At 56.1% G+C, this 20032-nt stretch carries 17 protein-coding genes; 16 read left to right on the top strand and 1 reads right to left on the bottom strand.

The window, feature by feature from the left end:
- The first annotated feature begins 16 nt into the window (after window positions 1–16).
- Window positions 17–1009, top strand: coding sequence for a DMT family transporter (locus tag E0E37_RS10245; protein ID WP_165445318.1), 993 nt, complete (start codon window positions 17–19; stop codon window positions 1007–1009).
- A gap of 62 nt (window positions 1010–1071) precedes the next feature.
- On the opposite strand, the gene E0E37_RS10240 is transcribed toward E0E37_RS10245, so the two are convergent.
- On the bottom strand, window positions 1072–3672 hold the full coding sequence (locus E0E37_RS10240; protein ID WP_130862959.1) for an ATP-binding response regulator: 2601 nt from the start codon (window positions 3670–3672) through the stop codon (window positions 1072–1074).
- Window positions 3673–4050: 378 nt separating this feature from the next.
- On the opposite strand from E0E37_RS10240, the gene truA reads away from it, so the two are divergent.
- From truA to E0E37_RS10165, 15 genes are all read left to right on the top strand, one after another.
- The gene (truA, locus tag E0E37_RS10235; protein WP_130862958.1) at window positions 4051–4827 is read left to right on the top strand and encodes a tRNA pseudouridine(38-40) synthase TruA; all 777 of its coding nucleotides are present in this window, start codon (window positions 4051–4053) and stop codon (window positions 4825–4827) included.
- Window positions 4814–5689 carry a methylenetetrahydrofolate reductase [NAD(P)H] gene (metF, locus tag E0E37_RS10230; RefSeq protein WP_130862957.1) on the top strand — a complete coding sequence of 292 codons (876 nt, stop codon included), beginning with the start codon at window positions 4814–4816 and terminating at the stop codon, window positions 5687–5689. Before truA ends, metF begins: the two co-directional genes overlap by 14 nt.
- 174 nt (window positions 5690–5863) lie before the next feature.
- Window positions 5864–6958 (top strand): putative NPN-dependent ornithine cyclodeaminase, encoded by a 1095-nt coding sequence (locus E0E37_RS10225; RefSeq protein WP_130862956.1) that lies wholly within the window; start codon window positions 5864–5866, stop codon window positions 6956–6958.
- Window positions 6959–7018: 60 nt separating this feature from the next.
- Window positions 7019–9547, top strand: a complete 2529-nt coding sequence (locus tag E0E37_RS10220; RefSeq protein ID WP_130862955.1) for a homocysteine S-methyltransferase family protein — start codon at window positions 7019–7021, stop codon at window positions 9545–9547.
- A gap of 67 nt (window positions 9548–9614) precedes the next feature.
- Window positions 9615–10067: a deoxycytidylate deaminase gene (locus E0E37_RS10215; RefSeq protein ID WP_130862954.1), complete on the top strand. Its 453-nt coding sequence runs from the start codon at window positions 9615–9617 to the stop codon at window positions 10065–10067.
- Between the two features lie 28 nt (window positions 10068–10095).
- On the top strand, window positions 10096–11262 hold the full coding sequence (locus tag E0E37_RS10210) for a glycosyltransferase family 4 protein (protein WP_130862953.1): 1167 nt from the start codon (window positions 10096–10098) through the stop codon (window positions 11260–11262).
- The gene (wecB, locus tag E0E37_RS10205) at window positions 11259–12371 is read left to right on the top strand and encodes a non-hydrolyzing UDP-N-acetylglucosamine 2-epimerase (protein ID WP_130862952.1); all 1113 of its coding nucleotides are present in this window, start codon (window positions 11259–11261) and stop codon (window positions 12369–12371) included. Before E0E37_RS10210 ends, wecB begins: the two co-directional genes overlap by 4 nt.
- Window positions 12368–13735 carry an MATE family efflux transporter gene (locus E0E37_RS10200; RefSeq protein WP_130862951.1) on the top strand — a complete coding sequence of 456 codons (1368 nt, stop codon included), beginning with the start codon at window positions 12368–12370 and terminating at the stop codon, window positions 13733–13735. Before wecB ends, E0E37_RS10200 begins: the two co-directional genes overlap by 4 nt.
- 1143 nt (window positions 13736–14878) lie before the next feature.
- On the top strand, window positions 14879–15151 hold the full coding sequence (locus tag E0E37_RS10195; RefSeq protein WP_130862950.1) for an ATP synthase subunit I: 273 nt from the start codon (window positions 14879–14881) through the stop codon (window positions 15149–15151).
- Between the two features lie 89 nt (window positions 15152–15240).
- Window positions 15241–15552 carry a hypothetical protein gene (locus tag E0E37_RS10190; protein ID WP_130862949.1) on the top strand — a complete coding sequence of 104 codons (312 nt, stop codon included), beginning with the start codon at window positions 15241–15243 and terminating at the stop codon, window positions 15550–15552.
- A complete protein-coding gene (locus tag E0E37_RS10185) occupies window positions 15553–17541 on the top strand; it encodes a V-type ATP synthase subunit I (RefSeq protein WP_130862948.1) in 1989 nt (662 codons plus the stop codon). It abuts the gene before it with no gap.
- A gap of 1 nt (window position 17542) precedes the next feature.
- Window positions 17543–18037, top strand: a complete 495-nt coding sequence (locus tag E0E37_RS10180; protein ID WP_130862947.1) for a V-type ATP synthase subunit K — start codon at window positions 17543–17545, stop codon at window positions 18035–18037.
- Window positions 18038–18081: 44 nt separating this feature from the next.
- Window positions 18082–18672 carry a V-type ATP synthase subunit E gene (locus E0E37_RS10175; RefSeq protein WP_130862946.1) on the top strand — a complete coding sequence of 197 codons (591 nt, stop codon included), beginning with the start codon at window positions 18082–18084 and terminating at the stop codon, window positions 18670–18672.
- Between the two features lie 15 nt (window positions 18673–18687).
- The gene (locus tag E0E37_RS10170; protein WP_165445317.1) at window positions 18688–19698 is read left to right on the top strand and encodes a V-type ATP synthase subunit C; all 1011 of its coding nucleotides are present in this window, start codon (window positions 18688–18690) and stop codon (window positions 19696–19698) included.
- Window positions 19691–20014: a V-type ATP synthase subunit F gene (locus E0E37_RS10165; protein WP_130862944.1), complete on the top strand. Its 324-nt coding sequence runs from the start codon at window positions 19691–19693 to the stop codon at window positions 20012–20014. The genes E0E37_RS10170 and E0E37_RS10165 overlap by 8 nt, the downstream gene beginning before the upstream one ends.
- Window positions 20015–20032 lie beyond the last annotated feature (18 nt).

Raw genomic sequence — 20032 nt, 5'->3', positions numbered from 1 at the left:
GCACGCCAGCCGCAAAATGAAATTACTCGCTAACCTTATGCTTATTGTCTCCGCGGCCATCTGGGGAGGAAATTTCGTCGCCCAGCGGGTGGCGGCGGAGTACGTGGGACCGTTTTCCTTTGTGGCCGCCCGGTTTTTGCTGGGCAGCTGTTCCCTGATCCCGCTGATCCTGTACCGGAATTACCAGGCGAAGAAGTGGCCCGGAGCCGCCTCGGCAGTGGCCGCAGAGATGGAGAGCAGAAAGCCTATCAGAGGCAGACAGTTTCTCGCCACGGTTGCGTTCTGCGGCCTGATTAACGGCGCCGGCACCGTCATGGTCCAGATCGGTCTGGCCCATACTACGGCCAGCAAAGCCGGATTTCTGACCGCGATCTACATTGTGTTTGTGCCCATTCTGGGGATGTTCCTATTTCACAAAAAGACCAGTCTGTTTACCTGGGTGGGCGTGATCCTGACCATGGGAGGGCTGTATCTGCTCTGCGCGCCGGGGCTGTCCGGCGGACTGGTCATTCAGGGAGGCGATCTGATCATTTTGCTGAGCACGTTGTTCTTTGCTCTGCATATTCATCTGATCGCCTGCATCTCGCCCCGGGTGGACGGCATCAAGTTCGTCTGCGGAGAGTTTTTCTTCTCGGGCAGTCTCTTTACGATCATCGCGCTGGTGCAGGAAGACGGGATCATCAGCGGACTGATGAACTGCGTCTGGGTTCTGCTCTACGCCGGGATCATGGCGGTGGGCGTGGGCTATTCGCTGCAGGTGACGGCGCAGAGGTATACCGATCCCACGGTGGCGGCGCTTCTCATGAGTCTGGAAGCGGTGTTCAGCGCTCTCTGCGGCGTTCTGGTGCTTCACGAGAGGATGAGCTTTCAGGAGGTATTGGGCAGCGTGGCCATTATGTGCGCGGTGATCGTGGCTCAGCTTCCCGGAAAACCGTCCGGACCGGAGGAAGACGGGGAAATGCCGGAAACGCCGGAGATACCGGAGAATGAAAAGGATCCGGCGGCCTAGGGGCGTTTTGGACCCAGGGCGAACGCCGGACCCTTGCGGGGGCGGCGTTCCGCCGGTGCTGTCTACGGCTCTGTCCGGATCACTTCGTCCAAAGCCTCGCTGAACTCTTCCAGGGCAGCGGGGATGAGCTTGGTCTCCCGGGCGGCGATCCTCTTTTCCAGAGAGTAGGCCGTTTTCTGAAGATCCAGCATGCCAAGAGTGCCCGCCAGACCTTTGACGGAGTGAGCGTGCCGCTTCGCTTCGTCGAAATTGCCCTCGCCCAGCAGCCTTTCGATCTCGTCGGGCGTCTGAGGGTAGTTGGCTTTGAATCTGGCCACGTGTTTGTAATAGATGGATTCCATGCCGCCGAGATTATGTATGGCGGTGGCTTTTCCCGCGTAGGGCCCTGTGCCCCCGGACTCTCCCGCGCCTGATGCCGGGTCGGAGACTTCCGAACCGGCGGCAGGGTCTTTGGACGGAGCAAAGTATTTGCTCAGCGTCTTGTAAAAGGTCTCTACCTTAAATGGCTTCAAAATAAATCCGCTTATGGTGTCTCTGTGCTGCAGGCTGGTCTCCTCGGTGACCTCCGTGGCAGTCAGAGCGATGATAGGCGTGGTGATCTTCATTTCATTTCTGAGAATTTCAGAGGCAGTGTAGCCGTCCATCTCGGGCATGTGAATGTCCATGAGGATAACGCGGTAATAATCCGCCGCCTTGTCTCTGCACTGTTCGATGGCTTCCAGCCCGTTGGCGGCCGTATCGCATTCCACATTCATGGTCTCCAGCAGATTCTGTGCGATCTCCAGATTGATCTCCGTGTCTTCTACGATGAGGACCTTAGCGCCCTGACCGTCGAAGGAGACTCTTTCCGCAGGCTCCGCGGGCGAAGCGGCTTTTACGTCGCTGCTGTCGGCTTTGGGAGCGGGGATGGAAAAGTAAAAGCGGCTGCCGTCCCCGGGCGTGCTGGTGATCCACATGCGCCCGCCCATGGCTTCCACGATATGGCGGCAGATGGACAGCCCCAGCCCGGCGCCGGTGTGCTGCTTGGTCAGATGATTTTCCAGCTGCTCAAACTCTTTAAACAGCTTGTGGATATCCTGAGGTTCTATTCCGATCCCCGTGTCTTCCACGCAGAATTCCAGATAGATGAGTTCCGCCGTTTCGGATTTGGTCTCCACCGACAGCGTGATGTAGCCTTCTTCCGTGTATTTATAAGCGTTGTTGATCAGGTTGACCAGCACCTGGATCAGCCGGGTGCGGTCCAGATAGAGACAGAGATCGGGCACAAAATCCATATCGCAGAACCAGGCGAGGTTTTTCCCCGTGATCTGGGCCAGGAACATGTCCTCCACGCTGTGGATCATTTCGGCCAGCGAAAAGGCGGTGGGGTGCAGCGTCAGATTTTTTGACTTGATCTTGGACAGGTCCAGCACGTCGTTGATGATGGCCAGCAGCACGTCGGAGGAACTCTCGATCTTCTGTACCAGATCCTGCTGTTTCCTGGAAAGAGGCGTCTCTTTCAGGAAATAGGTCATGCCCACGATGGCGTTGATGGGAGTCTTGATCTCGTGGGACATATTCGCCAGAAAAGAGTCTTTCGAGTTGGAATAGTACTCGATCTCCTTCAGGTTCTTCTCCTGGCGGAGCCGCATTTGTTCTGTCTCCGTAATATCGTTGAGCAGATCTACGTATTTTTTCTGATTGTTATCGTCGAAGATGAGAAAATGGTCGTAATCCACGTATTTTTCCAGGTGGTTGACGGTGAGATGCAGCCGGCCGCCGGAGCGCGCCTGATCCAGTCTGGCCACTCCGGTCAGGGCGGCGGAAACATTTTTGTCCAGTATCTGTTCAGGAGCCTTCCCGACAGGGTGGGGGTTGTCCACGCCAAGGATCTCCTTGTATTTGGCGTTCATGTATTCGTATTCGCCCGCCTGATTGATAATGGAAAGGCCCACGCTGACGTTCTCCACGATGGTGGTGTAAAGCTGCCGGAAGTACGAATTCCATTTGTTTTCTTTCAGCAGGAAATAGAACAGGATGCCGGCCACGGTGAGGAGCAGAAAAGAGAGCAGGATCAGAGTGAACTCTGTCAGATTCTGCGTCGCCACCACATCGTCTTCCTCGGCGTTGAGCCGGTGCATATAGTCCCGGCTGAGGAGGCGCAGCTGTTCGCCCAGCGCGGCGTATTTCTCCTCCATGGAAAGCGAGAGGATGAGGGAGGGATCTCTCTCCTCCATGCTCTTGCGTAGCATAGAGAGCACCTGACCGTAGCTCTGGAGATAACGCTCATAGACTTCGCTTTCCTGCTCGTTGAAATTGAGGAAATCGGCCTGAGCTTTCATGGTAAAATCTTCTTCGGGGTTTACGAAATTCAGCTGTTCTTCCGCCTGTAAAACGGTAAACGTCCGATAACCCAGAGAGATGTGATCCATGGTCTGATAGTTATTCATTTGTTCGTTAAAACTTGTCGCATATTTTTCATCACCGGTCTCCAGATATCTGCGCGCGTCGCTGCGGAGATTATCCGCCAGCGTCTGATACTTGATGACGAAGTTCAGCATACTGTCCTTTCTCGTTTCGCAGGAAAGAACGCTGTCCCGGTAGTTAAAGACGGCAACAGCGTTTATGACCAGAAGGAAGGTCACGCATAATATCAGAATGATCATGTTGTTAAGGCGTTTCATGTAGTGTCTGCTCCTTGCGGTTTATGTTGTATCGAATAGAAATTTCCCGTTATTTGTACATAATTGTATGCGCTGCGGCGGAAAAAGTAAATGACTTAGGTGTGCAAAAAGAAACGAAGTTTCGTCAAAGTTCCACAGCGTTCGCGTACAAAGTTTTTAACCGGCGCTTCCGCTCCGGAGCCGCGGCCCTGCCGTGACCGGGAATATGTACCGCCGCCGCGCGGGAGCGGCCATTTCGATCGCAAGTTACGGCTCCGCCTTTCGGCGGGGTTGTTTTTTCTGCTCTCAATGTGGTATTATTGTACGGAATATAAGGATCGTCATGGTGGGCTAACAGCCGGAGCGGACAGAGTACCGGCCGGAGGACAGAGGTAAAAGATGAAGAATGTGTTGCTGACGATTTCCTACGACGGCACAGGCTTTTCCGGGTGGCAGCGCCAGCCGGGGCGGCGCACGGTGCAGGGGGAGCTGGAGCGGGTGCTCTCCGTGCTCTGCGGTCAGGAAATACAGATAAACGGGACCAGCCGCACGGACGCCGGCGTCCATGCGCTGGGCCAGCGGGCCAGCTTCAAGGGGGAGTTTGGGATCCCCGTGGAGCGCATGGCGCAGGCCGCAAACAATCTCCTGGCCGCAGGACTGGGGCTTGGAAAGACTGCCGTGGGGGACGTGCGCATATTGGAGGCGAGGGAGGTGGATCCGGAGTTTCACGCGCGTTTTTCCTCCCGGGGAAAGCGGTATGTCTACCGCATCAGAGACAGCCGGCAGCCGGATCTGTTTCAGAGGAATTACTGCTATCAGGTGCGGAGGCGGCTGGACGAGCAGGCCATGGCCCTGGCGGCGGAGCACGTAGTCGGAGAGCACGATTTCCGGTGCTTTATGGCGGCCGGAGGCAAGGAGATGGAGTCTACCGTCCGCCGGATCTACGGCCTGGATGTAAAGCGGGAAGGCGATGAGCTTCTCCTCTCGGTGTCGGGTAACGGATTTTTATACAACATGGTCCGGATCATCGCCGGAACCTTGACGGAGGTGGGCATGGGCAGGCGGAAGCCTGAGGAATTGAAGGCCATCATAGAAAGGGCAGACAGAAGATACGCAGGGCACACAGCGCCGCCGCAGGGACTTTATTTAATGGAGGTATTTTATGAAGATCAGTGAAATTTATAGACAGAAGAAGACGGTCATCTCGCTGGAAGTGTTCCCGCCTAAGATCACGTCGCCTGTGGAGACCGTGTACGACACGCTGGACCACCTGAAGGAGCTTTCCCCCGATTTCATCAGCGTGACCTACGGCGCCGGCGGCAAGGCCAAGGACCGCACCGTGGAGATCGCCGGGAAGATCAAGGGAGATTACGGCATCGAGAGCATGGCTCATCTCACCTGTATCTCGTCCACGAAGGAGCAGGTGGCCTCGGGGCTTGCGGCCATCCGCGATGCAGGGATCGAAAACATTCTGGCCCTGCGCGGCGATATCCCGGAGGATCCGGATTTTGAATTTCCCAATCCCCTGCAGTATCAGTATGCCAGAGAACTGATCGGCGAGGTGAAGGCTGCGGGCGGTTTTTCCATCGGGGCGGCCTGTTATCCCGAGGGGCATGTGGACAGCCCGGGACCGGCAGAAGACATGGAGCATCTGAAGGAGAAGGTGGACTGCGGGGCTGATTTTCTGGTCAGCCAGCTGTTTTTCGACAACGAGTTGTTTTACGATTTCATGGACCGGGCGGCGAAGGCGGGGATCAGCATACCTGTGTCCGCGGGCATTATGCCTGTGCTGAACAGGAATCAGATCCTGCGCATGACCAAACTCTCGGGATGCAGCGTGCCGGCGAAGCTGGAGCGGATGCTGGACAGGTACGGCGACGATCCGGCGGCCCTGCGGGAGGCCGGAGAAGCCTACGCCACGGAGCAGATCGTGGAGCTTTTGGCCTGGGGAGTGCGGGGGATCCATCTCTACACCATGAACAAATACGAGGCGGCAAAACGGATCATCGGAAGCATCGAAAGGATCCGCGAAAAATAAACGGAACAATTGAGGGAGACAGCCTGAAAATGGCTGTTTTCTCTTGTCACAGGCACTTTAGTGTGGTAAAATATTACGATTAGAGCGCTGTGCTTTCCGGAGACGAAAAAAAGACCGCGGAGGGCGGCGCGAACCATTCAAAAAAGAAGGAAATTGAAGAAAAGGTTGACGCAAATGTTTGAATTACCCAAGTATAAAGCTCCTGATTTTGAGGAGGAGCGCTTCCGGAACGCGCCGGACGCGAAACTGGCGGAAGTGACCCGGGACGGAGTGGCGCCTGATTACTATCATTCCACTTCCATGTATCCGGAGTATTTTAAAGTTGACGGAGAGTGGGTCCTGATCGCAAACACCCGCATGGACTGCGTGCCGGTGCTGCGGGAGGACGGCAGTATTGAGGCGACGGAGTTCCGGCGGCTGAAAAAAGGCGACAGGGCGTTTCTTGGAAGAACGGAGGACGGAAGCGAAGGGATCTACGTGTACGGCGGCGGGTTTGCCGACGAAAGCGGATGCAGCGGCGACGTGTTCGGATTCCGCAGCGGAAGATCCAGAGAGACGTCCTTTGCCAACGACTACAGAAGACTGGCGGATCTTCTGCGCCACGACCGCGAGGATGGACATATTGTCTGGGTCCTGGGCCCTGCGGCGATCTTCGACGATGGATCGCGGAAGGCTATGGAGTATATCGTGAACAACGGCTACTGCCATGTGGTCTTTGGGGGAAACGCGGTGGCCACTCACGATATTGAAGGTTCCATGTACCGCACGGCTCTCGGTCAGCATCTGGTGACGAATGAGAATATGCCCAACGGTCACTACAACCATCTGGACGCCCTCAATCAGGTGCAGAAATGCGGGTCCATCAAGAAGGCTGTGGAAGAAGGCTACATAAAGGACGGACTGGTGTATTCCTGTGTAAAAAACCACGTGCCCATGGTGCTGGCGGGCTCTCTGAGGGACGACGGTCCCATGCCTGAGGTAAACTGCGACATGTCCGACGTGCAGGACCGCATGCGGGAGCACACCTGCCGGGCCACCACTATCGTGTGCCTGGCCACGCAGCTCCACACCATCGCTACGGGAAATCTGACGCCCTCTTTTGTTGTGCGCGGCGGCCAGGTGCGCCCCGTGTATATCTATGCGGTGGATGTCTCCGAATTTGTACTGAACAAGATCCGGGACAGGGGGACGCTGGAAGTGACTACGATCGTATCAAATATTCAGGATTTTCTATTCAAATTGAAAAGCCTGCTGGAAGAAGGGGAGTAAGGGCCCTGCCGCAGGACCGGACCGACGGCGGACAGGATCAGATAAATGCAAAGGAACACTATGGGAATCAGAGAACTGCTGAGAGAAAAAATAATAATCTGCGACGGAGCGATGGGAACGATGCTGCAAAAGCTCTCCGCTCCGATGGGAAAACATCCCGAACTTTTAAATATCACCCATCCGGAAATCCTGGAAACGATCTACGCCCAGTATTTTGCTGCGGGCAGTGATTTTGTGTCCACCAACACCTTCGGGGCCAACCGGTATAAGCTGGAGGGCAGCGGGCACAGCGTGGAGGAGGTCATAGCCGCCGGAGCGGCGGCCGCCAGACGGGCGGCGGACCGCGCGGAGGAGGCGGACCGGTCTGCCGGAACGGAGCGAAAGCGCTATGTGGCGCTGGACGTGTCGCCAATCGGGAGGATGATGGAACCCGCAGGCGATCTGACATTTGACGAAGCGCATGCGATCTACACGGAGCAGATTCTGGCGGGGGTCAGAGCCGGGGTGGATTTTGTTCTTTTTGAGACTTATACGGATATCAGCGAGCTGAGGGCGGCTGTGATCGCGGCGAAGGAGTGCTGCGAGCTGCCTGTTTTCTGCTCCGTCACCTTTCAGGAGGACGGCAGGATGCTCATGGGCACGGATCCCGTCACCATGGTGAATATCCTGCAGGATATGGGGATCGACGCCCTGGGCGTAAATTGTTCTCTGGGACCGAAGCAGATGATCCCCATCGTGAAGGAGATCCTGGCGGAGTCCCGGCTGCCGGTCCTGGTACAGCCCAATGCAGGGCTGCCCAAGATGGTGGACGGAAAGACTGTGTTCGACGTGACCACTGAGGAATACACGCAGGCCATGGCGGAGCTGGCGGACGCGGGGATCGCCGTGGCCGGGGGATGCTGCGGGACAAGCCCGGAGTACATAAGGGCTCTCTCCGCGGCGCTGGAGGGAAAAAAGCCCTTGACCCCGGAGGAGATCCGTGGAAAAAGAGAGCGGGAAATGACCGCCTGCTCCGCCGTCAGGACCGTGCGGTTCGGCGGACAGGTGGTGGTGATCGGGGAGAGGATCAATCCTACCGGAAAGAAAGCGCTGAAGGAAGCGCTGCGATCCGGCGATTTTGAATATGTGGAAAACGAAGCGCTGCGCCAGACCCAGGCGGGCGCTCATATCCTGGACGTGAACGTGGGCCTGCCGGAGATCGACGAAAAGGCGGCGATGCTTACCGCTGTGAAACGGGTGGCGCTGATGACCGACGCGCCGCTGCAGATCGACAGCGCTGATCCCGAAGTGCTGGAAGCCGCGGTCAGGGTCTACTGCGGAAAGGCGATCATCAACTCGGTGAACGGGAAGGAATCCGTCATGGAAGCGGTGTTTCCCATCGCGAAGAAATACGGCGCCAATGTCATTGCGCTGACTCTGGACGAAGGGGGGATACCGGACAGCGCGGAAAAGCGCATTGCCATAGCGGAGCGCATCATCCGCCGGGCGGCGGAGTACGGTATCGGGCCGGAGCGGATCCTGGTAGACTGCCTGACGCTGACAGTGTCTGCGGAGCCTTTGGCCGCCCGGGATACTCTGGCGGCCATCCGCGCGCTGAAAGAACGATATCCGGTGAAGACCACGCTGGGAGCCAGCAACGTTTCCTTCGGCCTGCCCAACCGGCGGCTGCTGAACGCCGCATTTTTAACTGCGGCGCTGTACGCCGGTCTGGACGCGCCCATCACCGATCCGCTGATCCCGGAGTACATGGACGCGGTGTCCGCCTACTCGGCGCTGTTTGGAAAAGATCCGGGAGCGGCCGATTACATTGAAAAGTACAAGGACGTACCGGCCGCGGGAGCGCAGGCGGCGTCCCCTCGGGGAGGTTCTGCACCGGAGAAAGGGGCAAGGGGACAGACCGCGGGTCCTGCCGCAGGCGGGAAGGCGGCCAAGTCCGCGCCGGGCGCGGGTGATGCGGAGAATACTGCGGAACGGCGGCTGGCGGAGATCATCGTCAGAGGCTGGCAGGACCGGGCCGCCGCTGTCACGGAAGAATTGCTTTTGGAAAGACAGCCGCTGGCCATCGTGGAGGAGATCATCATTCCCGCGCTGGAGCAGGTGGGAAAGGATTATGAGACGGGAGCCAGTTTCCTGCCTCAGCTGATCCGCTCCGCGGATACAGTGAGCGCGGCCTTTGAAGTACTGAAAAGGGCCATGGCCGCCGGCGGAGAGGAGATCTGCTACGGCCGCATCATACTGGCCACGGTGGAGGGCGATATCCACGATATCGGCAAGAATATTGTGAAGGTGCTTCTGGAAAACTACGGCTATGAGATACTGGATCTGGGCAAAGATGTGCCCGCGGAGGCCGTGGTGGAAGCGGCTGAGAGAGAGAATATCCGCATGGTGGGTCTCTCCGCGCTGATGACCACCACAGTGGTCAATATGGAAAAAACCATCAGAGCGCTGCGTGACGCGGGTCTGTCCTGCAGGATCGCCGTGGGCGGAGCGGTGCTCACCGGGGATTACGCGGAGAAGATCGGCGCCGATTACTATTGCAGAGAGGCCATGGATACGGTGAGAGCCGCAAACGCACTGTTCAAAGGATAAGGCAAAGGCGCCGCGGCCTGGGGCAGGCGCGCGGATGTTTTGCGGGAACTTGCAGGAGGTACAGAATATGAACCGACCGACTTGGGACGAGTATTTTATGGAGATGGCCGAGGTGGCGCAGAAGCGCTCCACATGCACGCGCAGGAGCGTGGGCGCCGTCATTGTGAAGGACAACCGGATCATGGCCACCGGCTACAACGGCGTGCCCACGGGGATCGAGCACTGCGGCACCCGGGGCTGTCTGCGGGAACAGATGAACGTGCCCTCGGGACAGCGCCACGAACTGTGCCGCGGTCTGCACGCGGAGCAGAATGCGATTATCCAGGCCGCCCATCTGGGCCAGAGCATCGCCGGAGGGACGCTGTACTGCACCAATCAGCCCTGCGTTATCTGCGCGAAGATGATCATCAACGCGGGGATCCGTCGCATCGTCATCAGAGACGGGTACCCGGACGAACTGGCCGTGGAGATGCTGGCGGAAGCGGGCCTGAAAGTCGAAATATTAGGGGAAGAAAAATAGGGGACATGCATTAGAGAGGCATACTGCAATGAATAAGTTTTTGTTAGTTTTCGGCACGGCTCTGGCCGGGGCGCTGATTTTTACGCCGCTGGCCATCAAACTGGCGCCGATGGTGGGCGCTGTGGACATTCCAAAGGATGAGCGCAGAATGCACACCCGGCCCATACCGCGATTTGGCGGTCTGGCCATCTATCTGGGTACGATGGCGTCGGTCATCCTTTATATGCCGCTGAACGAGCAGCTCTGGGGAGTGGTCATCAGCGGTACGCTCATGTATCTGGTGGGCGTCTACGATGATATCAAGGGCATGCCGGCAAAAGTTAAATTTGCGGCGCAGATGGTGTGCGCCTGCATTCTGTTTGTGTTCAGCGTCCGCATAGCCGGGCTGACCAATCCATTTCCCATCGGAAGTTATTTTATAGAATTCCCACTGATCCTGAGCCTGTTTGTCACGGTCCTGTGGGTGGTGGGGATCACGAATACCATCAACCTGATCGACGGGCTGGACGGACTGGCGGCGGGAATTTCCGCCATCGCCTGCCTGTCGATCGCGTACACGGCGTTTTTGCACGACCGGTACGAGACGTGCTATGTCATGTTGGCGCTGGCCGGTTCGGCGCTGGGATTTCTGCCGTACAATTTCAATCCGGCGAAGACGTTCATGGGGGACGGAGGATCCCTTTTCCTGGGGTTTATGCTGGCGGGAGTCTCCATTATCGGCGACACGCCGCTGAAGAGCACCACGGTGATCGCCACCATCGTGCCCATGTTCGTGCTGGCTCTGCCCATCTTTGACACCGCTTTTGCCATTTTGAGACGCATGGTGAACCGGCGTCCCATCATGGAAGCGGACAAGGGCCATCTGCATCACAGGATCATGGCCGTGGGACTGGGACAGAAGCGGACGGTGCTGATGCTGTACAGCATCAGCGGCATCATGGGCGTAGCGGCGGTGCTCATGAGCATCGACGCGGAGGAGATCATGCACAGCAGCCGGGTCAACCTCATGGTAGAGGCGGCCGCCCTGGTAGTCATCGCGGCGACGCTGATCTTTGTGTTCCTGGACAATCACAAGATCATGGCCAGGCAGCAGGAGGCCATCAATCAGGCCATAGAGGAGCTGGAACGTCAGGCGGAAGAGAAAGAGGAAAAAGAAGGGGCGGAAGCCGAGCCGGAAGAGAGGGAGACGAGATGAAGATAATGACAGTGTTTGGAACCAGGCCGGAGGCCATCAAGATGGCGCCCCTGGTAAAGAAGCTCACCGAGGACCCGGAGATCCAATCGGTGCTCTGCGTCACGGCGCAGCACAGAGAGATGCTGGATCAGGTGCTTTCTCTGTTCGAGCTGCATCCGGATTACGATCTGAATATCATGAAGCCCAATCAGACCATCAGCATGATAACGGCCAATGTGCTCACCGGCATGGAGCCGGTTCTGCAGAAGGAAAAACCGGATATGGTGCTGGTCCACGGCGACACCTCCACCACTTTCGTCACGGCGCTGGCGGCTTTTTACCAGCAGATACCCGTGGGTCACGTGGAGGCCGGTCTGCGCACTTTCGATAAATACTCGCCTTTTCCCGAGGAGATGAACCGGGTCATGACCGGCCATATAGCGGATCTGCACTTCGCGCCCACCGGGCGCAACAGGGACAACCTTCTGAGGGAGTCCATAGCGGATGAAAATATCGTGATCACCGGCAATACGGTGATCGACGCCTTGCTCTGGGTGACGGAAAAACCCTATGAGTTTGAGGATGAGACGCTTTCTGCCATCGATTTTGACAATAAGCGCGTCATCGCCGTGACCTGCCATCGCCGTGAGAATCTGGGAGAAAACATGGTGCACATCTTCAGCGCTATCCGAGATATCGCGGCGGAGTTTGACGACGTAGAGATCGTGTACCCGGTGCACATGAACCCCAGGGTCCGGGAGACAGCGTCGGAGATCCTGGGCGGAATGCAGAATGTTCACCTTATTGAGCCTCTTCAGTATCAGCCTTTTTCCAATCTGATGGCGAAGTCTTACTTTATCGTCACCGATTCCGGCGGCGTGCAGGAGGAAGCGCCTTCTCTGGGCAAGCCGGTCCTCGTGGTCCGCAGAGAGACGGAGCGGCCGGAGGCCATCGAGGCGGGTACCGTGCGGCTGGCCGGCGTGGAGAGGGATACGATCTATTCCATGATGCGCGAACTGCTCACCGATGAACAGGTCTACCGCAAGATGGCCCATGCGGAAAATCCATACGGGGACGGACAGGCGTGCCGCCGCATTGTGGAAGCTCTGAAAAAGAGGTTCGGCTCATGATGCAAAAGGCCGACTCTCGCAGTTTTTACAGAACGCTGGCCATGGTGGCGCTGCCCATCGCGCTGCAGAACCTCATCACGTCTTCCCTGAGCCTCATCGACAATCTCATGGTAGGCAGTCTGGGAGAGGCGGAACTGGCGGCGGTGGGACTGGCTACGCAGATCTATTTTATTCAGTGGATGATGCTGTTCGGCTTCTGCAGCGGATGCGCTACTTTTGTGTCCCAGTTCTGGGGAACGAAGGATGTGGCCAGCATTCGGAAGGTCATCGGCTTTGCGCTGACCGTATGCGTGTCCTTCAGCCTGCTCTTCTTCGTCGCGGCCATTTTCTTTCCGGAGCGGATCCTGTCGATCTTTACGGACATCCCCGGCGCCATTGAGATGGGAACGGGATATGTGCGCATGGGAGCGCCTATTTTTCTCTGCACCAGTATCACCGTGCCCTTTACCACTGCGCTGCGGGCTACTCAGCAGACAACGAAACCGCTGATGATCAGCAGTACCGCTTTTGTGACCAATACTTTTTTAAACTACGTCTTCATATTCGGCAAGTTCGGCGCGCCGGCCATGGGCATCGTGGGAGCGGCCCTGGCTACGGTTCTCGCCCGGCTGCTTGAGACCTCCCTGGCGCTTTTTGTGGTATTCGGACGCGGCAATATCCTGAAGGGGAAGGCCAGGGACTTCTTCGGCTGGAACCGGAGCTTTGCCAAACGGATCGTGGGAAACGCCCTGCCCACTACTGTCAACGAGACCATGTGGGGAATGGGAACGGCGGCTTACAACGCGGCTTACGGGCGGATCGGGATCACTGCCTTCGCGGCTATTCAGGCCAGCAGCACGATCCTGAACATGTTTACCATGGCCTTTTTCAGCTTGGGCGACGCTATGCTGATTCTGGTGGGTCAGAAGCTGGGCCAGAGGGAAATGGACGAGGCTCTTGCCCTTACCAAACGGCTGTACCGCATCGGCGTTACCGTGGGCGTGGCCGGGGGAATTCTCCTGATCGTGCTCGCGCCGGTGATCGTGGGCTTTTTCGATTTTACGCCGGATGGAAAAATGTACGCCGTGCGCATCCTGACGATCTATGGTATTTTTATGGGACTCAAACTCTTCAACGGGCTGACGGTGACGGGAAGTCTGCGGGCGGGGGGAGACACCAGATACGCCATGGTATCCGAGGTGAGCACCATGTGGCTCATCGGTATGCCCCTGGTCTTTACGGGAGCTCTGCTGCTGAAACTGCCTGTCTACTTTGTAGTCATGATGGTGCAGGTAGAAGAGATAACGAAGGGGATCATCCTTTCCAGGCGGCTGATCTCGAAAAAGTGGATGAACAACGTGATCCACGATCTGAGTTCACAGTGAGACGGGCGGATCAAGACTCGCCCGGTGAGTATCAAAGTATTTCAGCACCCGCAGCCATTTTGGCCTGCGGGTGTTTTCTCCGTGCGCCTTACCCGTTCTGACAGCGGAGAGCCGCGCGGAAAAGATATGACGCTTTATTCTGACAACGGATAAAAATGTCTAATAATTTAAGCAAAAAATTAACTGAAAATACTTGCAATTATATTTTTCGATGTTATAATAAAGGTACAAAGTAACAGAGGAGCCCTCAAAGACAACGGACCGGAGGCAGTAAGCTGAAGAAGGCCGGAAGAGCCAATGATGAAACGCTCACGAAAGTCGGGAGACTAGAAGGTGGGACGTCGGAAGGTGAAAGAGGCCAGAAGGTGAAAAGGCCGTCATGAAAGAACAAAATGTCATAGAGAGGAAATCTGGTTACTTGTTAATAATAGTCGGTGAATTGTAAAAGAATCATTGGACTAGAAGAGAAAGAGGTGAGTCCACCGGAAGTGTTAATCGAGAGTAGATAAGGCCGGTCGTCGGATGTAGTGACGATCGGCCTTATCATTTTTTTGTTTTCAGGCAGCCCCGGCACAGGGGATGAGATCTGGTAAAATTGAAATTTTTCTATGGGTATCAGAATGGCGTCTTGGGGTATTATATATAGATAGGAAAGAATACGTATCAATCCCCTTTTTGGACAGGGATCCAACGGCCTTTTTCCCGCAGGACAGAGGGATCCGGGAAAAAAGCCGGCAGAAAAAGGAGGAATTACGGCGGCCGGCGGATTTGCTGGGGGAATCCGGGGAAAATACGAAAGTGACGAGAAAAAGGGGCTGTTTTTCAGAAATTAAATTGGCAAATTTATTCTTGCCAAACCGGCTTTGTTTAATCGAAATTATCATAAAAAATTAAAATGATTTATTTTAACAAAAAAGAATAAGGAATATGACCGGAGATAATCAAAAAAATTTGGTGCGGATTTCCTGCGGGGATTTCATGCGGCACTTAGTTGAAATATTTGGTCAATTCAGTATAATGGACCCTAATCGGTTTATTTTCCCCCCTGTCGGGGTATAAAATATGAAACTGTCGTTTTGACAAGCCGATGGCCGTCGGGGCGGCGCCAGACCGGATCCGACGGCGAAGAAGGAGAGTGTTTTCATGGTACCAGTGATCACAGGAATCGTTTTAGGTCTTGCCGTTGGAGTTCTCAATTTCAAATTGCTCCTGCGGATGGCAGGAAAGTTGGCTCATATGGACGCCGGCCGCGCGGGAACCTATATCATGGCGGGATATTTTTTGAGAACAGCACTCTATATCGGTCTGATTCTGGCGGCGATCTATCTGAAGCAGATCAATGTCTTCGGCGCGGCCGGGGGACTGCTGGCAGCCAGTTTCCTGAACCTGCGCGACAGGAATAAAATGATAGAATAGGGCGCGTCACAGGACGCGCGTCACCTGCCGGTCCGGGGCGCAGCCGCCCTGGACCGGTTTAGAAAATCTCGATAAAAGGAGGCGACGCAGTGGCAATCGAGCAGATCAAAAAAATAAGAGAAACAGAAGCTCAGGCGGATGAGATCCGCAGGAAAAGCACAGTCGAAGCGAAAAAAATGAGGACCGACGCGGAGAAGGAGGCGGCCGTCCTGCTGGATAAGGCGGGGAAAGAAGCGGACGCGGCATACCGCAGAGAGATCGCGAAAGCGGAGAAAGACGCCCAGCTGGCCTACGATATTATCATTCACCAGGCTGAGAAAGATTGTAACGAGATACTTGCCAGGGCGAAAAAGACCAGCGAGGAAGCAATATCGATCATTGTAGAAAGGGTAGTGAGTTAAGTGTCAATAGCCAGAATGGAAAAGCTCACCGTCATAGGGCTGTCGAAGGACCGGGACAGTCTTATGGAAGAGCTCATGCGCCTGGGGGTGGTCCAGATCACCGCACAGGACGCCAAGCTGACGGATGACGAATGGCGCGAACTGGTGGCCGCCGACGGAAACGAGGAGGCTGTGGCGAAATGGGAAGGTCAGATCTCCCGGGTGGCGCAGGCCATCGAAACGCTGCAGAAGTACAGCGATATGAAAAAACCGCTGATCCGGACCAGGCTGGCCGTTCGTCAGAGAGACTTTGACCGGGTGATGGATCGGGAAGTTGAGATCCGGAAAAAAGCGGATCACGTTCTCTCACTCTCCGATCAGCTCACCGAAGTCAAGAACAGAATAAACAGGGCGGAGACGCAGAAGCTGTCGCTGCTGCCCTGGAAAGATTACGACCTGCCTCTGTCTCTCACGGAGACGAAGACCGTTCGGGTGGTGCTGGGAGCGATCCCCGCAGCGTCAGACCCGGAAGTTTTTCGCAGTGAACTGGAGGAGAAAGCGCCGGACACGGAGTCGGAGCTTGTGGGAAGCGATAAGGATCAGCATTATTTCGCGCTGTTCCTGCTGAAGGCCGAGGAGGAGAAGGCCAACGAAGTCCTTCGTGATTTCTCCTTCAGCCGGATCGCCTTTCCCGAGTTTGAGGGCATGGTCTCCCAATGTATCGAAAGCTGCGAAAAAGAGACGGAAGAGCTTTTGCAGCAGGAGAGCGAGCTCATTAAGCTCATCAAGACAGAGGAACAGTATGAACCTGATCTGGAGTTCCTCCACGACGGTCTGATCATGAAGCGGGACCGCCAGAAGATCAGAAGCCGCCTTCTGAAAACAGACAGCGTCTTTTATCTGGAGGGCTGGGTGCCGCGTATGGCCGTGGACAGGGTGGAGATGCTCCTGCGCGTTAAGGAATGCTGGTATGAGGCGGTGGAAGCCAGGAAAGGCGAAGAGACGCCGGTGCTTCTGCTGAACAACGCCTTCAATTCGCCTTTTGAGTCTGTCACCAGACTTTACGCGCTTCCCGATTCCAGAGGACTGGATCCAACTCCGTTCTTTTCGTTCTTCTATGCGCTGTTCTTTGGAATGATGCTGTCGGACGCGGCTTACGGCCTGATCATCACCATAGCCACGCTGATCATAAAGAAGAAATTCCGGCTGGAAGGCATGATGAAAAAGATGATCAGCATGTTCTTCTACTGCGGGATCGCCACCATGTTCTGGGGCGTTATGTTCGGCGGATATTTCGGGGACCTGATCACGGTGGTGGCGGACACCTTCTTCGGAAAAGAAGTGGTCATTCAACCGCTCTGGTTCAATCCTCTGGAAGACCCCATGACGCTGCTGATCTTCTCCTTTATTCTCGGAACGATCCATCTCTTTCTGGGTATGGGACTGTCGGCATACATGTCCGTCAAGGACGGCAGACCGCTGGACGCGTTGTTTGACGTAGGATTCTGGTATCTGCTGCTGGTAGGGCTGGTCATGTTCCTCTGCGGGAAGATGGCCGGACTTCTGGGACCGGTGCCGACGAACATCGGCATGTGGATGGCAGTCATCGGCGCTGTGGGCATTCTGCTCACGGGAGGCCGGGATAAAAAGGGATTCGGCAGGATCACCGGCGGACTGGGAAGCCTGTACAACATCACCAGTTATCTGTCCGACGTGCTCTCCTATTCCAGACTGCTGGCCCTGGGGCTGGCAACGGGCGTGATATCCACCGTGTTCAACACGCTGGGCTCCCTTGCGGGAGGGGGCGTTCTGGGCATGTTCGCCATGCTGATCGCCTTCGTCGTCGGACACACGTACAATCTGGCGATCAATTCGCTGGGCTCTTTCGTACATTCCTGCAGACTGCAGTACGTGGAGTTTTTCGGAAAGTTTTATGAAAGCGGCGGAGAAGCCTTCGACCCATTTAGTGAGAATACAAAATATATCCAGATATTAAGGGAGGAAAAATGATATGACTACTGAAGTTGCTAACCTGATTTTTAACGGAAATACGCTGGCCTATCTGGGCATCGCCATCGCGGCCATCGCGGGCATCGGCTCCGCTTACGGCGTGGGCATCGCCGGCCAGGCGGCCAACGGCGTGGTCGCAGAAGACCCGGGTAAATTCGGTCAGGCGCTGCTGCTGCAGGCGCTGCCGGGCACCCAGGGCATCTACGGATTGCTGATCGCGTTCCTGATCATGGTAAAGATCGGCGCTCTGGGAGGAGACCCCAAGGATCTGACGATCATGCAGGGCGCAGCCCTTATGATGGCGGGCATCCCCATCGGCCTGGTAGGTATCTTTTCCGGTATCGCCCAGGGAAAGACCGCCGCTTCCGGAATCATGCTGATCTCGAAGAGACCGGAAGAGATCGCCAAGGGCATGGTCTACACGGCTATGGTAGAAACGTACGCGGTACTGGCGCTGCTGATTTCCTTCCTGATGTGGATGAGCGTGGCGGTGTAGTAAGACCGGTGCGCCGGACTCTGAGAAGTTGAGGATGTGAACCTATGGGAATAGAAAATATAATGGAGAAAATTCTGGCGGAGGCCAACGACGACGCCAGACGTATCTTTGAAAAAGGAAGGTACGACGGACGGGGCACGATCTACCGCACGGAGCGTCTCATCAAGCAGCAGCAGGTGGATCTGGAGAAGAAGATCGCCGACGATGTGGAGACGGTAAAAAAGAGAAAAGCTTCCGTGGCGGAGCTGGAAGCGCGGAAGATGCGGCTGGGGGCCAAGCAGGAGGCGATCTCCAAGTGTTTTGACGAGGCGCTTCTGCGGCTGGCAAAGCTGCCGGAGGACGCCTACATCGACCTGCTGGCGCGGACCATCGAGGCTTCCGGCGCCGACGGAGGCGAACTGCTTCTCACCGCAGCAGATCGGGCGAAGATCGGCGAAAAACTGGTGAGCCGGGTCAACGAAGGCGGAAAAGCGGGGAAGGTGACTCTCTCCGAAAAAACCATCAGCGCCTCGGGAGGATTCGTACTGAAAAAGGGCGCGGTGGAACTGAATTCGACTCTGGAGGTCATGGTGGAGGCTGTGCGCGGGGAAGTGACGCCCAAGGTTGTGGCGACGCTTTTCGGCGAAAGAGGATAGCGAGGAGGCATTATTTTGGCAGACAGCAATAAAGACTATGTATTTGCTTCCTCTCGTGTGCGCGGCGCGGAAAAAAATCTGCTGACCCGTGAGAAAGCGGAAAAGATGGCGGACAGCAAGACGACTGACGGCGCGCTGAAGATATTGCTGGATCTGGATTACGGAACATCGGAGAATAAGGACGGATTCGGGGAAGGTCAGATCGACGAGCTTCTGTCCCAGGAGCTTCACAAGGCCTACGATTTTATTCTGAGCATCGCGCCGGATCGGGACGATTTCAGCGCTTTCCTCTATCCGTATGATTACCATAATCTAAAGGTCCTGCTGAAGGCGGAGTTTGCGGAGATCGACGGCGCGCCGTATCTGATGGATATCGGTACGGTGGACAGCGCGGTTCTGGTGCAGATGGTGCGTGAAAGGAATTTCATCTCCGTCAGCACATTGATGAAGGATGCGGTGCTTGAGGCCATCGATACGTTCTCACGGACCAAAGATCCGCAGATGATCGACTTTATCCTGGATCGGGCGTGTTACGCGGAGATGCTGCTGGCCGCCGGGCGTACAGGAAGCAAATTTATAAACGACTACGTCAGATTGACGATCGATACCATCAACCTGAAGACTTTTGCCAGGCTGAGGGAGATGAAACGCTCCTGGGATTTTTTCCAGAAGGTGTTTCTGCCGGGGGGCGGCGTCCCGGAAAAACTTTTCATCGGAGCCTTCGATGAGAGCTATGAGCAGTTTGCGGAAAAACTCCTGCCTTATGGATTGATGGAGACGGCCGCCCTGGGCGGCGCGGCGATCCGGGAGACCGGTCGGTTCACTACGCTGGAGAAGCTCTGCGACGATCGCATTATGGAATTTGCCGGTTCGGCGAAATTCGTATCATTCGGCATCGAGCCGCTGGCGGCATACCTCATCGCAAAAGAAGGGGAGATCCGCCTGGCGCGCATCATTCTGGCGGGACTCACTCAGGGGCTCTCCAGGGAAGCGATCGGAGAAAGAATGAGGAAGACATATGTATAAGATAGGCGTTATAGGCGATAAGGCCAGCGTGTCGGGCTTCAAAGCCGTGGGGCTCTCCGTCTTTCCCTGCGCGGACAGCGCGGAGGCGCGCAAGACTCTCTCCCGGCTGACGAAGGAAGAGGATTACGCGATCATATACATTACGGAGGGGCTGTGCAGGGACATAGCCGACGAGCTGGATAAACACAGAGACAAGATGCTCCCGGCCATCATACCCATTCCAGGTATGGATGGAAGCTACGGCATCGGCATGACCGGCGTCAAGAAATCCGTGGAACGCGCCGTGGGCGCGGACATTTTGTTTGGCAATGACTAGTAAAGAAGGCAGGTGACA

The sequence above is a fragment of the Bacilliculturomica massiliensis genome (genome assembly GCF_900605495.1).
GTDB lineage: Bacteria > Bacillota > Clostridia > Peptostreptococcales > Anaerovoracaceae > Bacilliculturomica > Bacilliculturomica massiliensis.
This window is presented reverse-complemented; position numbering and strand designations above follow the sequence as displayed.